We start from the raw sequence: 15,659 nt of genomic DNA, 5'->3' as shown, positions 1-15,659 counted from the left end.
AGGGACATGTGGGTCGGGAGTGCCGTGAGGGAAGAAGAGGAAGCCCTGCTTCCGCACCTTCCGTCGGCGTAGCGTCGCCTGCACGCGTCCCCCTCATCCCGCGATCACCGTCCTCCCCGCGGGGAGGACAGCCCAACAGAACACCCACCAGGACCGGCGAACCACGTGAGCTCCTCTTCCTCCACCAAGCGCTTGTCGCACCCACAGGGGCGACAGGGGAACCGTGGCGCTTACCGACTGGTGCGTACCCCGCCGGCCCGCGTGGATCCCCCTCGTCTTGACGCCGCACAGCGCGCCGTGGTTGACCACGCCACCGGCCCGCTGCTCGTTCTCGCAGGTCCGGGAACCGGGAAGACCACCACGCTGGTCGAGTCGGTGGCGGCGAGGATCGCCCGGGGCGGTGACCCCGCGCGCGTGCTGGTGCTGACGTTCAGCCGCAAGGCGGCCGTCGAACTGCGCGACCGCATGGCGCTGCGCATAGGGGAGGCGCGCGCGCCGCAGGCGACCACCTTCCACTCGTTCTGCTACGCCCTGGTCCGCGCCCACCAGGACACGGACCTGTTTGTTGAGCCCCTCAGGCTGCTGTCCGGTCCCGAGCAGGACGTCGCAGTCCGTGAACTGCTCGCGGGCCAGCCCGGCCTGGAACGGCTCGGCCTGGCGCATGTGCGCTGGCCGGACGAACTGCGCGCCTGCCTGACCACCCGCGGTTTCGCCGACGAGGTCCGCGCGGTCCTCGCCCGCAGCCGCGAACTGGGCCTGGGCCCGGGCGCCCTGGACGCCTTCGCCCGCCGTATCGGACGCCCCGACTGGCGCGCGGCGGCCGCCTTCCTCGCCGAGTACCTCGACGTCCTCGACCTTCAGGGCGTGCTCGACTACGCCGAACTGGTCCACCGCGCGGTCCTCCTCGCCCGCCGCCCCGAGGTCGCCGAGCGGCTCGCCGCCCAGTACGACGCCGTCTTCGTCGACGAGTACCAGGACACCGATCCGGCCCAGGTACGGCTGCTGCACGCGCTGGCCGGCGGCGGCCGCACCCTGGTCGCCTTCGGCGACCCCGACCAGTCGATCTACGCGTTCCGCGGCGCGGACGTGAACGGCATCCTGGACTTCCCGCCGGCCTTCCCGCGCGCGGACGGCCGCCCGGCGCCCGTCGAGGTACTGCGCACCTCCCGCCGCTCCGGAGCCTCCCTGCTGGCCGCGACCCGGCTGCTGACCCAGCGCATGCCGCTGACCCGCCTCCCGGCCCACAAGGTGCGCGCCCACCGGGAGCTCAACCCGGTCCGGGACGGGGGCCGCGTCGAGGCGTACACGTACCCGACGCCCGGCACCGAGCTGGACAACATCGCCGACATCCTCCGCAGGGCGCACTTGGAAGACGGCGTCCCCTGGGGCGAGATGGCCGTCCTGGTGCGCGCCGGATCGCGCACCATCCCGACGGTCCGCCGCGCGCTCACCGCGGCCGGCGTGCCCCTGCACATCGACGGCGACGACCTGCCCCTGCGGCACGAACCGGCGGTGGCCCCGCTGCTGACGGCGTTGCGGGCGGTGGCTGCGGCGGAGGCCGCGGGGCAGGCCGCAGAAGCGGAGGCTACGGAGCAGGCCGCAGAACCGGGGGCCACGGAGCAGCCCGCAGAAGCGGAGGCTACTGAGCACGCCGAAGAACCGGCGGCCACGGACCAGGCCGAAGCAGCCGAGGCCGGCGAGCAGCCCGGACAAGGGGTTCCCGCCGCAGGGCGGGAGCCGGAGACCTGCTGGCTCGACACCGAAACCGCCCTCAGCCTCCTCGCCTCCCCCCTCGCGAGCATGGACGCCGCCGACCTGCGCCGCCTCGGCCGTGCCCTGCGGGACGAGGAGCGGGCCGCGGGCAATCCCTTGCCGCCGCCCTCGGACGAACTGCTCGCGCGGGCGCTGGCCGAGCCGGAGCGCCTGGCCGTGCACGACCCCACGTACGCGCGCGGCGCCCAGCGGCTCGGCGCCCTGCTCAGCAAGGCCCGTGAGCGACTCGCGGGCGGAGGTACGGCCGAAGAGGCCCTGTGGGACCTCTGGGAGGGCACGCCGTGGCCCGCCCGCCTGGAGCGGGCCGCCCGACGCGGCGGCGCCGCGGGCCGCAACGCCGACCGGGACCTGGACGCCGTGTGCGCGCTGTTCGCGACCGCGGCCCGCGCGGAGGAGCGCACCGGCGGCCGAGGAGCCCTGAACTTCCTGGAGGAGATCGACGCCGAGGACATCGCCGCCGACACACTCACGCGGCGTGCCGTACGCCCCGACGCCGTCCGTCTGATGACCGCCCACCGCTCCAAGGGCTTGGAATGGCGGCTCGTCGTCGTCGCGGGCGTCCAGGAGGGGCTGTGGCCGGACCTGCGTCGGCGTGGCTCCCTCCTGGAGGCCGACCGCATCGGCCGCGACGGGCTCGCCGAACCGCTCACCCCGGGTGCGCTGCTCGCCGAGGAGCGCCGCCTGTTCTACGTGGCCGCCACACGCGCGCGGGAACGCCTGGTCGTCACCGCGGTCAAGGCGCCCGCCGACGACGGCGACCAGCCTTCCCGCTTCCTGACCGAACTCGGCGTCGAACCGCGGGACGTCACGGGCCGCCCCCGCCGCCCGCTGTCGGTGGCCGCGCTCGTCGCGGAACTCCGCGCCACCACCGTCGACCCGCGCGTCTCGGACACCCTCAGGGAGGCCGCCGCCCGCCGGCTGGCCAGGCTCGCAGCACTCGCCGACGAGGACGGCCGACCCCTGGTGCCGTCCGCCCACCCCTACCGCTGGTGGGGCATGTTCGAGCCGACCGAGAGCAAGGTCCCGCTGCGCGACCGCGACCAGCCCGTCGCGCTCTCCGGCAGCGCCCTCGAGCAGCTCGCCAACACCTGCGCCCTGCAGTGGTTCCTGGGCCGCGAAGTGAAGGCCGACGCGCCCGCGACGGTCGCCCAGGGCTTCGGCAATGTGGTGCACGTCCTCGCCGACGAGGTCGCCTCCGGGCACACCCCTGCCGACCTCGCCGTCCTCATGGAACGCCTCGACTCCGTGTGGAACGCGCTCGCCTTCGACGCGCCGTGGAAGTCGGCGCAGGAGAAGGACAACGCGCGAGTAGCGCTCGAACGCTTCCTGAAGTGGCACGTCATGGACCGCACCGGGCGCACACCGGTCGCCAGCGAGCACGACTTCGACGTCACCCTCGAAGCGGGCGGGGTCGAGGTGCGCATCCGCGGCCAGATGGACCGCGTGGAGGCCGACGGCGAGGGCCGCGCCTATGTCGTCGACTTCAAGACCGGCAAGCAGGCGCCCAGCGCGGCCGAGGTGGAGCGCCACCCCCAGCTCGCCGTCTACCAGCTCGCCGTCCGCGAGGGTGCCGTCGACGAGGTCTTCGACGGAGTACGTCCCGAGCCGGGCGGCGCCGAACTCGTCCAGCTTCGCCAGGGCGCCGCCAAGCGGGACGGTGGCGACACCCTGCCCAAGGTCCAGGCCCAGGATCCCCTGGAAGGGGAGTGGGTCGGCGATCTGCTGGCGACGGCCGCCGGCAAGGTCCTCGACGAACGGTTCACGCCGAGTGCGGGCCAGCACTGCACGCACTGCGCGTTCCGTGCGTCGTGCAGCGCGCAGCCCGAGGGACGGCATGTGATCGAGTGACCCACGTGATCGGCCGAGCTGTCTGTGATCGACCACACCACGCGTGCTGACCTGCGCTTCTCCAGGCCCCGAGGCCGATGTGGCCTCCGCTGTCAGTGCCCGCCGCTAGCCTCTCCGTCATGCCCGCCCGTATCACCGATCCCGATCAGCTCAAGGAGCTCCTCGGCATCCCGTTCACCCCGGAGCAGACGGCCTGCATCACCGCGCCGCCCGCCCCACAGGTGATCGTGGCCGGAGCCGGGTCGGGCAAGACGACGGTGATGGCGGCCCGCGTGGTGTGGCTGGTCGGCACCGGCCAGGTAGCCCCCGAACAGGTGCTCGGCCTCACCTTCACCAACAAGGCCGCGGGCGAGCTCGCCGAGCGCGTCCGCAAGGCGCTGATCAAGGCGGGCGTCACCGACCCCGACATCATCGACCCGGACAACCCGCCGGGCGAGCCGGTGATCTCCACGTACCACGCCTTCGCGGGCCGCCTGTTGACCGACCACGGCCTGCGCATCGGCCTCGAACCGGCCTCCCGCCTGCTCGCCGACGCCACCCGCTTCCAGCTCGCCGCGCGCGTACTGCGCGAGGCGCCCGGCCCCTACCCGGCGCTGACCCGCTCCTTCGCCGACCTCGTCAGCGACCTCCTCGCGCTCGACGCCGAACTCGCCGAACACCTCGTACGACCCGAGGACCTGCGCGCGTACGACGCCGAGCTGCTGCGCGCCCTCCAGGGCGTCAGGCTCACCAACGAGGCCTTGCGCAAGGTTCCCGAAACGGCCGCCGCCCGCCGCGAACTCGCCGACCTGGTCGTCCGCTACCGCACCGCCAAGCGCGAACGCGACCTGCTGGACTTCGGCGACCAGATCGCCCTGTCCGCCCAGCTCGCCCAGATCCCCGAGGTGGGCCGCGTCCTGCGCGACGAGTTCCGGGTGGTGCTCCTTGACGAGTACCAGGACACCTCCGTGGCCCAACGCATCCTGCTGGCGGGCCTGTTCGGCGGCGGCAGCGGCCACCCCGTGACCGCGGTCGGCGACCCGTGTCAGGCGATCTACGGCTGGCGCGGCGCCTCGGTCGCCAACCTCGACGACTTTCCCGAGCACTTCGCCCATGCCGACGGCCGCCTCGCCGCCCGTCAGTCGCTCAGCGAGAACCGCCGCAGCGGCGGCCGCCTCCTCGACCTCGCCAACGGCCTCGCCGAGCCCCTGCGCGCCATGCACGAGGGCGTGGAGGCCCTGCGCCCGGCCCCCGGTGCCGAACGCGACGGCATGGTCCGCTGCGCCCTCCTGCCGACCCACGCCGAAGAGATCGACTGGCTCGCCGACTCCATTGCGCACTTGGTGAAAACCGGCAAGGCGCCCGGTGAGATCGCCGTCCTGTGCCGTACGGCCACCGACTTCGCCGAGATCCAGGGCGCGCTCGTCGCCCGGGACGTCCCCGTCGAGGTCGTCGGCCTGTCCGGGCTGCTGCACCTGCCCGAGATCGCCGACCTTGTCGCCGTCTGCGAGGTCCTCCAGGACCCCGGAGCCAACGCCTCCCTCGTCCGGCTGCTGACCGGCCCGCGCTGGCGCATCGGCCCGCGCGACCTCGCCCTCCTGGGGCGGCGCGCCCGGCTGCTCGTCTCCCACGCGCGCGTGGACGGCGACGACGACCCGGACCGCCGACTCGCGCAGGCCGTCGAGGGGGTCGACCCGTCGGAGGTGATCTCGCTCGCGGACGCCCTCGACACGTTCCTGGAGACGCCCCTCGACGGTGACGGGGACGACGACGGACTGCCGTTCTCGCCGGACGCGCGCGTGCGGTTCGCGCGCCTGGCCACCGAACTGCGCGACCTGCGCCGCTCGCTGTCCGACCCGCTGATGGACGTCCTGCACCGCGTCCTCGCCGTCACCGGCCTGGAGGTGGAACTGTCGGCATCCCCGCACGCCCTGGCCGCCCGTCGCCGCGAGACCCTCTCCAACTTCCTGGACGTCGCCGCCTCGTTCGCCGCCGGCGACAACGAGACGAGCCTGCTCGCCTTCCTCGGCTTCCTGCGCACCGCCGCCCAGTACGAGAAAGGCCTGGACAACGCCCTCCCCGGCGGCGAGAACACCGTCAAGGTGCTCACCGCGCACAAGTCCAAGGGCCTGGAATGGGACGTCGTGGCCGTCCCCGGACTGGTCAACGGCACCTTCCCCAGCACCCAGGGCCGCGAGAAGTGGACCGCCCAGGGCAAGGTGCTGCCGCACGAACTGCGCGGCGATACCGACACCCTCCCCGACGTCACCTCCTGGGACTCCCGCGGCCTGAAGGCCTTCCACGACGACATGAAGGAGCACCAGCACACCGAGGAACTGCGCCTCGGCTACGTCACCTTCACCCGCCCCCGCTCCCTCCTGCTCGGCTCCGGCCACTGGTGGGGCCCCCGCCAGAAGAAGCCCCGCGGGCCGTCCGGCTTCCTCCAGGCTCTGTACGAGCACTGCGCTGCCGGACACGGCGAGATCGAGGCATGGGCGGACGAACCCGCCGAAGACGAGCAGAACCCGGCCCTGCACCAGCAGACCATCGACCAGGTGTGGCCCCTGCCTCTGGACGAGACGTCCCTGGCCCGCCGCCGAAAGGCCGCCGAGACGGTCCTCGCCCACCTGGAACACCTCGCCACCCATGAGGACGGCCACCCCGCCGCCACGCACGACCCGGACACCTACGACGACCCGGACTGGCCCGTGCCACCGGACGACGACGCGATTCCCGAGGACGACCTCCACGAGCCCGGCCTCTACGAGGAGGACCCTTTCGCCGAGGAGGAGTCGGCCGACTGGGACTCCTGGAGCGCGGACCGACCGACCGTCCCGCACCAGGCCGTGGGACCGGAGGTCACGGAGCACCTTCGTACAGGACCCGCGCGACCCCACCCCACGCAGCCCGGGAGCGTATCCCTCACTCCGGAGGAGGCACGCACCATCGCCTCCTGGGACCGCGACCTCGACGCCCTCACCGGTGAACTCCTGCGCGCCCGCGAGAACGTCACCGACGTCCCCCTGCCGGCCTCGCTGACCGCCTCCCAGCTGATGCGCCTGGCCGCCGACCCGGCCGGCCTCGCACAGGAACTGGCCCGTCCCCTGCCCCGCCCGCCGCAGCCCGCGGCGCGCCGTGGCACCCGCTTCCACGCCTGGGTCGAGTCCCGCTTCGAGGCGCTGACGCTGCCCATGCTGGAGCCGGAGGAACTGCCCGGCAGCGAGGCCGAGATCGCCGACGAGCGTGACCTCGAAGCCCTCAAGGACGCCTTCGTGCGCACCGAGTACGCCCAGCGCACGCCCTACCGCGTAGAGGCCCCCTTCCAGCTCGCGATCGCCGGGCACGTGGTCCGGGGCCGTATCGACGCCGTCTACAAGGAGGGCGACGGCGAGGGGGCGACGTACGAGATCGTCGACTGGAAGACCAGCCGCACCCGCACCGCCGATCCGCTCCAGCTCGCCGTCTACCGGCTCGCCTGGGCCGAGCGGCAGGGCGTACCCCTGGAGTCGGTCACGGCGACCTTCCTCTACGTACGCAGCGGCGAGGCCGTACGACCGGACGACCTGCCGGGCCGGGCCGCCCTGGAGCGGCTGCTCCTCGAGGAGCCAGGGGGTGAGGAACCGCACGACGAGGATGTCGGTGCGGGCCGATAGGCTCGTGACCATGAGCCAGCCCGTTGACAGTGCCGTCAGCGCCGTCCGTACGTACATCGAACAGCACCAAGCAGCCTTCCTCGACGACCTCGCCGAGTGGCTGCGCATCCCCTCCGTGTCGGCCCAGCCCGACCACACGAGCGACGTACGCCGCAGCGCCGACTGGCTCGCCGCCAAGCTTCAGGAGACCGGCTTCCCGGCCGCCGAGGTCTGGGAGACAGCGGGCGCGCCCGCCGTCTTCGCCGAGTGGCCCTCCGACGACCCCGAGGCGCCCACGGTCCTCGTCTACGGCCACCATGACGTGCAGCCCGCCGCCCGCGAGGACGGCTGGGACAGCGAGCCCTTCGAGCCCGTCGTCCGTGACAACCGCCTGTACGCGCGCGGGGCGGCCGACGACAAGGGCCAGGTGTTCTTCCACACACTCGGCGTCCGCGCCCACCTCGCCGCCACCGGCCGCACCGCCCCGACCGTGCACCTCAAGCTGCTGATCGAGGGCGAGGAAGAGTCCGGCTCCCCGCACTTCCGCGCGCTGGTCCAGGAGCACGCACAGAGGCTCGCCGCCGACGCGGTGATCGTCTCCGACACCGGCATGTGGTCCGAGGACACCCCCACCGTGTGCACCGGCATGCGCGGCCTCGCCGAGTGCGAGATCCGGCTGTACGGCCCCGACCAGGACATCCACTCGGGCTCCTTCGGCGGCGCCGTCCCGAATCCGGCCATGGCCGCCGCCCGCCTCGTCGCCGCCCTGCACGACGAGCACGCGCGCGTGACGGTCCCCGGCTTCTACGACGGCATCGTCGAACTCACCGACCGCGAGCGCGCCCTCTTCGCCGAGCTGCCCTTCGACGAGCAGGAGTGGCTGCGCACGGCCAAGTCGCACGCTACCCACGGCGAGTCCGGGCACACCACCCTGGAGCGCATCTGGGCCCGCCCCACCGCAGAGGTCAACGGCATCGGCGGCGGCTACCAGGGCCCCGGCAGCAAGACGATCGTCCCGTCCTCCGCCATGGTGAAGCTCTCCTTCCGGCTGGTCGCGGGCCAGGACCCCGACCACATCGAGAAGGCGGTCCGCGACTGGGCCGCCGAGCAGGTGCCCGCGGGCATCCGGCAGGAGATCACCTTCACCGGATCCACGCGCCCGTGCCTCACGCCGCTGGACCACCCGGCCCTGCAGTCCGTCGTCCGCGCCATGGGCCGCGCCTTCGACAAGCCCGTCCGCTTCACCAGGGAAGGCGGTTCGGGACCGGCCGCCGACCTCCAGGACCTCCTCGGCGCACCCGTGCTCTTCCTCGGCATCTCCGTCCCGTCCGACGGCTGGCACGCCCCGAACGAGAAGGTCGAACTCGATCTGCTCCTCAAGGGCGTCGAGACCACCGCCTACCTCTGGGGCGACCTCGCGGAGAACTGGCGCCATGCGCCCTGATCGTCCCGCACCGCCCGGATCGGCATGGCAGGCGGGGCACACTGGAAGACCAGTCCCGTACCGCCACGCCCCGCCGGACCCGGTCGCTCCCGCCGTACGTCCCGCTGAACCGCCCGCGAAACACCCTTTCCACCGGGGGAGTTGGAAGCACTCGTGACCACCTGGACCGACCACACCGCCGACCGCCCCATCTCGCTCACCGCTCCGAGCGGCATCGACCGGGCCGCCCACCACCGGCTCGACGAGGCCTGGCTCGCGGCGGCATGGAGCCACCCCACGACCCGTTGCTTTGTGGTCTCCGGCGGCCAGGTCCTCATCGACGAGACGGCCGACGGCCTTACCGAACTCGTCATGACCCCGTCCTTCGAGGCCCCCCTCACCGAGGCACACCGCTACTTCCTGGGCATCGACGAGGACGGCGTGCGCTACTTCGCCCTCCAGAAGGACGCGCTTCCCGGCCGTATCGACCAGTCCGCGCGCCCGGCCGGCCTGCGTGAGGCCGGCCTGCTCCTGTCGCCCCGCGAAGCCGGCCTGATGGTGCACGCGGTCGGTCTGGAGAACTGGCAGCGCACGCACCGCTTCTGCTCCCGCTGCGGCGAGCGCACGGTCATCGCAGCGGCCGGTCACATCCGCCGCTGCCAGGCCTGCGGCGCCGAGCACTACCCGCGCACCGACCCCGCCGTGATCATGGCCGTCACCGACGAGGACGACCGCATCCTGCTGGGCCGTCAGGTCCACTGGCCCGAAGGCCGCTTCTCGACGCTCGCCGGCTTCGTCGAACCCGGTGAGTCCATCGAGCAGTCGGTACGCCGCGAGGTGTTCGAGGAGGCCGGCGTCACCGTCGGCCAGGTCGAGTACGTCGCCAGCCAGCCCTGGCCGTTCCCGTCCAGCCTCATGCTCGGGTTCATGGCCCGCGCCACCTCGACCGACATCAACGTCGACGGCGACGAGATCCACGAGGCCCGCTGGTTCTCCCGCGACGAACTGGGCGCAGCCTTCGAGTCCGGCGAGGTGCTTCCCCCGTACGGCATCTCCATCGCGGCCCGCCTGATCGAGCTCTGGTACGGCAAGCCGCTGCCGACGAGGAACTTCGTCTGAGACGCGGGACATGTCGGACCCGTACTGGAACCACAACGTCCACTACCACCGCCTGGTACTCGACGCCGTACCGGACGGCTGCGGGACGGCCCTCGATGTGGGCTGCGGTGACGGGCTGCTGGCGCGCAAGCTTGCGGCGAAAGCCGCATCCGTGACGGGCGTGGACCGCTCACCCGAGATGATCCGGCCGACGCGTGAGAGCGCACCCGAGAACGTCACGTTCCTGGAAGCGGACTACTTCGACGACACCTTTCTCGCGGAGGGCAAGTTCGATTTCGTCAGTGCGGTCGCCGTCGTCCACCACGCGCCGTTCCCGGACGCGGTCGAGCGGCTGGTACGACTGCTCGCGCCGGGAGGGCGCCTGGTGATCGTCGGCCTGGCGTACAACCGGACGGCCCTGGACTGGGTGATCAGCGGCTGCGGTGTGCCCGCCAGCCGGCTGTACGCGCTTCTGCGCGGCGGCAAGCGAGCCCCGGCCGGCATGCCCATCGAGGACTCCACCATGAGCTGGAGCGAGGTCCGGCAGGCCGCACACCGCCTGCTGCCCGGCTGCCGCTTCCGGCGCAGGCTGCTGTGGCGCTACACACTGGTGTGGGACAAACCATAAGAAGGCGGTAACCCGGCACCACGTAGTCCTGGCCGTCGTCCGTACCCCACAGCATGGGACACGTGCCGTTCTTGCACTCCGAGTCTCCCGGCGGCTTCCGCAGCGGTGCGCCCACGGCTTCCCCCTCACGTCGACAGTCCTTGTCACGTTCGATGCTTTCGACCTGCGGACAGCAAGGTCAGGATGCCCGACTTTCCAGAACGGGAAAGTCGCACCTTGGCGTCCGGCGTCGGTGTGGTCCCGGTAGCCCACGGCAGGTGTGAGGGGTATCAGCGCCCGAGCACATCAGTCCAGCAGCGCGACAGTGAACGTCTCGCGGTGGTCGGCCAGCCAGGTCTGCATGCGGTCCCAGCGTTCCCATCCGCCACGGTCGGCCAGCGCTTGGAGGTAGACAGGATCACCGTCAGCCACGCGGCGGGTGACGAAAGTCCGGCAGATCTCCGTGGCCTGTTCGATCACGCCGGGCAATTCAGCGCGCTCTCCCGCCGAGAGGCCGTAGCTGTCGGCGAGGATCCGCAGCCGTGCAGGCGCATCCAATGCGGCGGGATACACGGCAGCCGCGGATACCGGATCAAGCATGGGCACCCAGTAGCGCGCAGTCATGGCGACGTCCCAGAGAGGACGGCCCGGAGCCGCCAGGTCGAAATCAATCAAGGCGGCGGCACGACCGTCGCGGAAGACGACGTTGTCCGGGCACACGTCGTTGTGGCACACCATCGTTCCTCCCTCCGGGTCGGCGAGATCCTGGGGCCACTCGATGCCCGTGTCGACCGGGATGGTCGCGCTGGCCTCGTGCAGGCGGCGCAGCAGGATCCCCACCGACTCGAGGGCGGTTGTCGTCAGCACCCAGGGCGGGAACGGCGGCAGAGCCACGTCGCCAGGAATGAAGGTCAGCTGCTCACGACCATCAGCGGTGAGGCCCACGGGAGTCGGGGCCGCGTCGAAGCCGTGCTCTTTCAGCGCGAGGAGGTGGGCATGGAGTGCCGGTGCGTTGTGCGGTGCCGGGCGTTCCACCAACGCACCCCGGCGGAAGACCGCCCCCGCGTTCACCATGCCTCCGACCAGCGCCTCGCAGTCCGCCTCGTCCTCGGTCGTCATGTCGATCACGCTACCGCCGAGCCGCCTCGTACAGGGTGGGCATACAAAACCCCCGATCCGGCGCCAGGCCGGTCGGGGGTCGTGTGCGTCATGTGAGTCAGACGCCGAGCGCCTGCTTCACCTGGGCAAGGCTCGGGTTCGTCATCACGACCTCGGCTCCACCACTGGAGGGAACTACCTGAACCGTGGGAACCGTCTGGTTTCCGCCATTCGCCTTCTCCACGAACGCCGCGGAATCCGGGTCCTGCTCGATGTTGATCTCGGTGTACGCGATGCCCTCGCGGTCCATCTGGCTCTTCAGCCGACGGCAGTAGCCGCACCACGTGGTGCTGTACATCGTCACAGTGCCCAGCATGTCTCTGGCGCTCCTTCGGTGGCTCGGGGGATGTGTGGTCGCAGTGAGGGAACGTACTTGAAAGGGCCACCATTCCCGCGAGCGGTACCGGTCACGACGTGACGCCTGCCGCATTAGTACGACTGCGGGTGCCTGCCTGTGGACAACCGGCTCACCCGTCTCCGCCGACCTGGCAGCATGGCCGTGTGACAGCAGCAACGCACTCCTCCCTCTTCCCGCAGACACCGGGCTCGGCCGACGCGGTGCTCGAAGGGCTCGACCCCGAGCAGCGCGAGGTGGCCACCGCCCTGCACGGCCCGGTGTGCGTGCTGGCGGGCGCCGGCACGGGCAAGACACGGGCGATCACCCATCGCATCGCCTACGGGGTGCGCGCCGGGATCCTCCAGCCCTCCACGGTGCTCGCCGTCACCTTCACCAACCGTGCCGCCGGGGAGATGCGCGGCCGACTGCGCCAGCTCGGCGCCGCCGGTGTCCAGGCCCGCACCTTCCACTCGGCCGCCCTGCGTCAGCTCCAGTACTTCTGGCCGAAAGCCGTCGGTGGCTCCATGCCCCGGCTGGTCGACCGCAAGATCCAGCTCGTCGCCGACGCTGCCGCCGCCTGCCGTATCCGCCTCGACCGGGGCGAGTTGAGGGACGTCACCGGTGAGATCGAGTGGTGCAAGGTCACCCAGACCGTCCCCGCCGACTACGCTTTCGCGGCCGCCAAGGCCGGTCGCGAGGCCCCCCGCGCCGTGGCGGAGATCGCCCAGCTCTACTCCGCCTACGAAGACCTCAAGCGCGCCCGCGGAGTCATCGACTTCGAGGACGTCCTGCTGCTGACCGTTGCCGTCCTCCAGGACCGGCACGACATCGCCGAACAGGTCCGCTCCCAGTACCAGCACTTCGTGGTCGACGAGTACCAGGACGTCAGCCCGCTCCAGCAGCGACTGCTGGACCTGTGGCTCGGCGAGCGGGACAACCTGTGCGTGGTCGGCGACGCCAGCCAGACGATCTACTCGTTCACGGGAGCAACTCCCGACCACCTGCTCGACTTCCGAACCCGCCACCCCGGCGCCACCGTCGTCAAGCTGGTCCGCGACTACCGCTCCACACCCCAGGTCGTCCACCTCGCCAACGGCCTGCTCGCCCAGGCCCGGGGCCGCGCCGCCGACCACCGGCTGGAGCTGGTCTCCCAGCGCGCCGCCGGCCCCGAGCCCGTCTACACCGACTACACCGACGAGCCCGCCGAGGCCGAGGGCGCCGCCCGCCGCATCCGCGAACTCATCGACGCAGGCTGCCGGGCCAGCGAGATCGCCATCCTGTTCCGCACCAACTCCCAGTCCGAGACCTACGAACAGGCCCTCGCCGACGCCGGAGTCCCCTACCAGTTGCGCGGCGCCGAGCGGTTCTTCGACCGTCCCGAGGTGCGCAAGGCGGGCGTCGCCCTGCGCGGCGCGGCCCGCTTCGGCGGCAACGACGCCCTCCTCGACGACGCCGTCGACCTGCCCTCCCAGGTTCGTGCCGTGCTGTCGGGCGAAGGCTGGACCACCCAGCCCCCGGCCGGATCCGGGGCCGTCCGAGAGCGCTGGGAGTCGCTGGCCGCCCTGGTGAACCTGGCACAGGACTTCGCCGCCTCCAGAACCGGCGCCACCCTGAGCGACCTGGTGGCCGAGCTCGACGAGCGGGCCAGCGCCCAGCACGCCCCGACCGTCGAGGGCGTCACGCTCGCCTCCCTGCACTCGGCCAAGGGACTGGAGTGGGACGTCGTCTTCCTGGTCGGTGTCGCCGAAGGCATGATGCCGATCACCTACGCAAAGACCGACGAGCAGATCGAGGAGGAACGCCGCCTCCTCTACGTCGGCGTCACCCGTGCCAGAGAGCGCCTGTATGTGTCCTGGGCGCTGTCCCGCTCGCCCGGCGGCCGTCCGAGCCGCAGGCCCAGCCGCTTCCTCGACGGGCTGCGCCCGGGCTCGGCGGGCACCGCCGGACGGAGTGCCACGGCCGGCCCCGGGGGCGTCGAACGCGGCTTCACCACCAGCAGAGCCGGCACGGCCGTCCCACGGCGTACGCAGCGCACCCCGGCGCGCTGCCGAGTGTGCGGGCGCACGCTCACCGACGCCGGTGAGATGAAGCTGATGCGCTGCGAGGACTGCCCGTCGGACATGGACGAGGGACTCTACGAGCGGTTGCGCGAGTGGCGTGCGGTCCAGGCGCAGCGCAGCGGGCAGCCCGCCTTCTGCGTCTTCACCGACAAGACACTGATGGCGATCGCGGAGGCTGTCCCCGACGACGACGGGGAGCTGGCGCGGATCCCTGGGGTCGGGACGCGCAAGCTCAACCGCTACGGAGGTGATGTCCTGGCGATCTGCGCAGGCCAGGACCTCGCAGGAGAAGAAGATGAGGACTGACGCGAACTCGTCGGAAAAATAGTTTGCGCATGCCCCAGCAATCCCCATAGGTTCGTAGCCACGAGAACGGAGGCCTTCTCGGAGGCCCCGCTTTCGTGCTGTACTTGCATATCCGTCGGACCGGCTCACCCCCGGTCCCTCCAGACGCCGAGAGGAGGCGAATCCAGTGATCAGCATCAACGCCGGCTCCATCAGCACCGCCAAAGTGACCGATCGCTCGGTCGTCTCCACGTGCATGCTCGGCGTCTCGAGCCTGGGCACCGGTCTGTCCGGCATTCCTGCCGTCCGTCCGGCGTCCTCCGTGTCTCTCGCCGGTCTTCCCGTCCGGGAGCGCAATGAGCGACCGACCAAGGCACTGGAAGCAGTAGGGGCGCAGGCGCATGCCTATGCCTTTGCGGCCGCCGGTGCCGGCAGCCGGAAGCAGACGACGCAGCACCACCTGATGTGGGCCTTCCGTGGGCCAGAACCCTGGAGTGATCCAGCCTGATCGTGATCAGGCCGGCGCCTTCAGGGCCGCGGAACCCCATCCGGGATCCGCGGCCCTTCTGTTTGTCCCCGAACGGAGACGACGGAGCGAAGGGCCTCGGGACAAGAAAAGAACCCGGTACCAGCCGCAACTCGGCCCAACAGGGCCGGAACGACAGACGAGGAAGACGAACCGTGCAACTCGAAGCGCACGCCCCGTCCGTACCGCCTTCCGAAACGATCCCCCCGCCCGGCCTCACGGAGGACTCCACCTTGACTCCGCTCACTGCGCTCACCGCGCTCGACGACGCCATCGAGAGCCTCGGCGTACCCGTCCCCTGCCGTTCGTACGACCCGGAGGTCTTCTTCGCGGAGTCGCCGGCGGACGTCGAGTACGCCAAGTCGCTCTGCCGCACCTGCCCGCTGGTCGAGGCCTGCCTCGCCGGCGCCAAGGAGCGCCGCGAGCCCTGGGGCGTCTGGGGTGGCGAGCTGTTCGTCCAGGGTGTTGTCGTCGCCCGGAAGCGGCCGCGTGGTCGCCCGCGCAAGAACCCGGTCACGGCATGAACACCGCAGGAACGATCGACCGCCCCCTCACGCGCGACCCCAAGAAGCAGGCCCCGATGAAGCCGTCCATCGACGAACTCGCAGGCTCCGCGCCTGAAGACTTCACCACCAGTGGTGCGATCGACTCGCGCCAGAACAGGACCCGAGAGATGCAACTCATTCCAGAAGCCCTGGCTCGTGCGCATATGCACGAGCGCCTGCGTGAGGCAGAGCGGGAACGCCAGGCCGCGCGCCTGGTGACCGCCCGTCGGATGCAGCGCCGGGCGGAGCGCGCCTCGCGGCGTGCTCGCCGCGCGCTCGCCATGGCCGTCATGCAGTAATCCCGAACACACCTGAAGCGGTGGCCTCCCGGTCAGGGAGGTGGAGCTCTCCCCGCGGGGGCCGGTCCGTTAGAACGGACCGGCCCCCG

Annotated in this window: 11 protein-coding genes; 9 read left to right on the top strand and 2 right to left on the bottom strand. The window is 71.5% G+C overall.

Going from position 1 to position 15,659, the window contains the following annotated elements:
- The first annotated feature begins 165 nt into the window (after window positions 1-165).
- The 5 genes from ACFYO2_RS10020 to ACFYO2_RS10000 all read left to right on the top strand — a co-directional run bounded on the left by ACFYO2_RS10020 (window position 166) and on the right by ACFYO2_RS10000 (window position 10,381).
- Complete coding sequence (locus ACFYO2_RS10020) at window positions 166-3,621, top strand: ATP-dependent helicase (protein WP_388346717.1); 3,456 nt, start codon at window positions 166-168, stop codon at window positions 3,619-3,621.
- Window positions 3,622-3,740: 119 nt separating this feature from the next.
- On the top strand, window positions 3,741-7,253 hold the full coding sequence (locus ACFYO2_RS10015) for a UvrD-helicase domain-containing protein (protein ID WP_388346714.1): 3,513 nt from the start codon (window positions 3,741-3,743) through the stop codon (window positions 7,251-7,253).
- Window positions 7,254-7,263: 10 nt separating this feature from the next.
- The gene (locus tag ACFYO2_RS10010) at window positions 7,264-8,676 is read left to right on the top strand and encodes a dipeptidase (RefSeq protein WP_388346711.1); all 1,413 of its coding nucleotides are present in this window, start codon (window positions 7,264-7,266) and stop codon (window positions 8,674-8,676) included.
- 153 nt (window positions 8,677-8,829) lie between these two features.
- A complete protein-coding gene (gene nudC / locus ACFYO2_RS10005) occupies window positions 8,830-9,774 on the top strand; it encodes an NAD(+) diphosphatase (RefSeq protein WP_388346709.1) in 945 nt (314 codons plus the stop codon).
- Window positions 9,775-9,784: 10 nt separating this feature from the next.
- Complete coding sequence (locus tag ACFYO2_RS10000; protein ID WP_388346706.1) at window positions 9,785-10,381, top strand: class I SAM-dependent methyltransferase; 597 nt, start codon at window positions 9,785-9,787, stop codon at window positions 10,379-10,381.
- Window positions 10,382-10,666: 285 nt separating this feature from the next.
- Here the strand turns inward: ACFYO2_RS10000 and ACFYO2_RS09995 are convergent, their stop codons facing one another.
- Window positions 10,667-11,479 (bottom strand): phosphotransferase, encoded by an 813-nt coding sequence (locus ACFYO2_RS09995; protein WP_388346704.1) that lies wholly within the window; start codon window positions 11,477-11,479, stop codon window positions 10,667-10,669.
- Between the two features lie 97 nt (window positions 11,480-11,576).
- Entirely contained in the window at window positions 11,577-11,834 is a 258-nt protein-coding gene (locus ACFYO2_RS09990; RefSeq protein ID WP_384159447.1) for a mycoredoxin, read from the bottom strand.
- 185 nt (window positions 11,835-12,019) lie between these two features.
- Here ACFYO2_RS09990 and ACFYO2_RS09985 point away from each other — a divergent pair, with 185 nt between their 5' ends.
- The 4 genes from ACFYO2_RS09985 (at window position 12,020) to ACFYO2_RS09970 (ending at window position 15,570) form a co-directional block, all read left to right on the top strand.
- Window positions 12,020-14,221, top strand: coding sequence for an ATP-dependent DNA helicase UvrD2 (locus tag ACFYO2_RS09985; protein ID WP_388346700.1), 2,202 nt, complete (start codon window positions 12,020-12,022; stop codon window positions 14,219-14,221).
- 166 nt (window positions 14,222-14,387) lie between these two features.
- Window positions 14,388-14,708, top strand: coding sequence for a hypothetical protein (locus tag ACFYO2_RS09980; RefSeq protein WP_388346697.1), 321 nt, complete (start codon window positions 14,388-14,390; stop codon window positions 14,706-14,708).
- Between the two features lie 173 nt (window positions 14,709-14,881).
- Window positions 14,882-15,250 (top strand): WhiB family transcriptional regulator, encoded by a 369-nt coding sequence (locus ACFYO2_RS09975; protein WP_363281759.1) that lies wholly within the window; start codon window positions 14,882-14,884, stop codon window positions 15,248-15,250.
- Window positions 15,247-15,570, top strand: coding sequence for a hypothetical protein (locus ACFYO2_RS09970; RefSeq protein ID WP_388346694.1), 324 nt, complete (start codon window positions 15,247-15,249; stop codon window positions 15,568-15,570). Before ACFYO2_RS09975 ends, ACFYO2_RS09970 begins: the two co-directional genes overlap by 4 nt.
- The last annotated feature ends 89 nt before the right edge of the window (window positions 15,571-15,659 follow it).

This window comes from Streptomyces sp. NPDC006602 (genome assembly GCF_042870385.1).
In the GTDB taxonomy this organism is placed as follows: Bacteria; Actinomycetota; Actinomycetes; order Streptomycetales; family Streptomycetaceae; genus Streptomyces.
This window is presented reverse-complemented; position numbering and strand designations above follow the sequence as displayed.

Excerpts from the sequence above, each read along its gene's own strand:
- ACFYO2_RS10015 (WP_388346714.1), top strand. The coding sequence starts at position 3,741 with ATGCCCGCCCGTATCACCGATCCCGATCAGCTCAAGGAGCTCCTCGGC.
- ACFYO2_RS09970 (WP_388346694.1), top strand. The coding sequence starts at position 15,247 with ATGAACACCGCAGGAACGATCGACCGCCCCCTCACGCGCGACCCCAAG.
- ACFYO2_RS09995 (WP_388346704.1), bottom strand. The coding sequence starts at position 11,479 with ATGACGACCGAGGACGAGGCGGACTGCGAGGCGCTGGTCGGAGGCATG.
- ACFYO2_RS10010 (WP_388346711.1), top strand. The coding sequence starts at position 7,264 with ATGAGCCAGCCCGTTGACAGTGCCGTCAGCGCCGTCCGTACGTACATC.
- ACFYO2_RS10000 (WP_388346706.1), top strand. The coding sequence starts at position 9,785 with ATGTCGGACCCGTACTGGAACCACAACGTCCACTACCACCGCCTGGTA.
- ACFYO2_RS09990 (WP_384159447.1), bottom strand. The coding sequence starts at position 11,834 with ATGCTGGGCACTGTGACGATGTACAGCACCACGTGGTGCGGCTACTGC.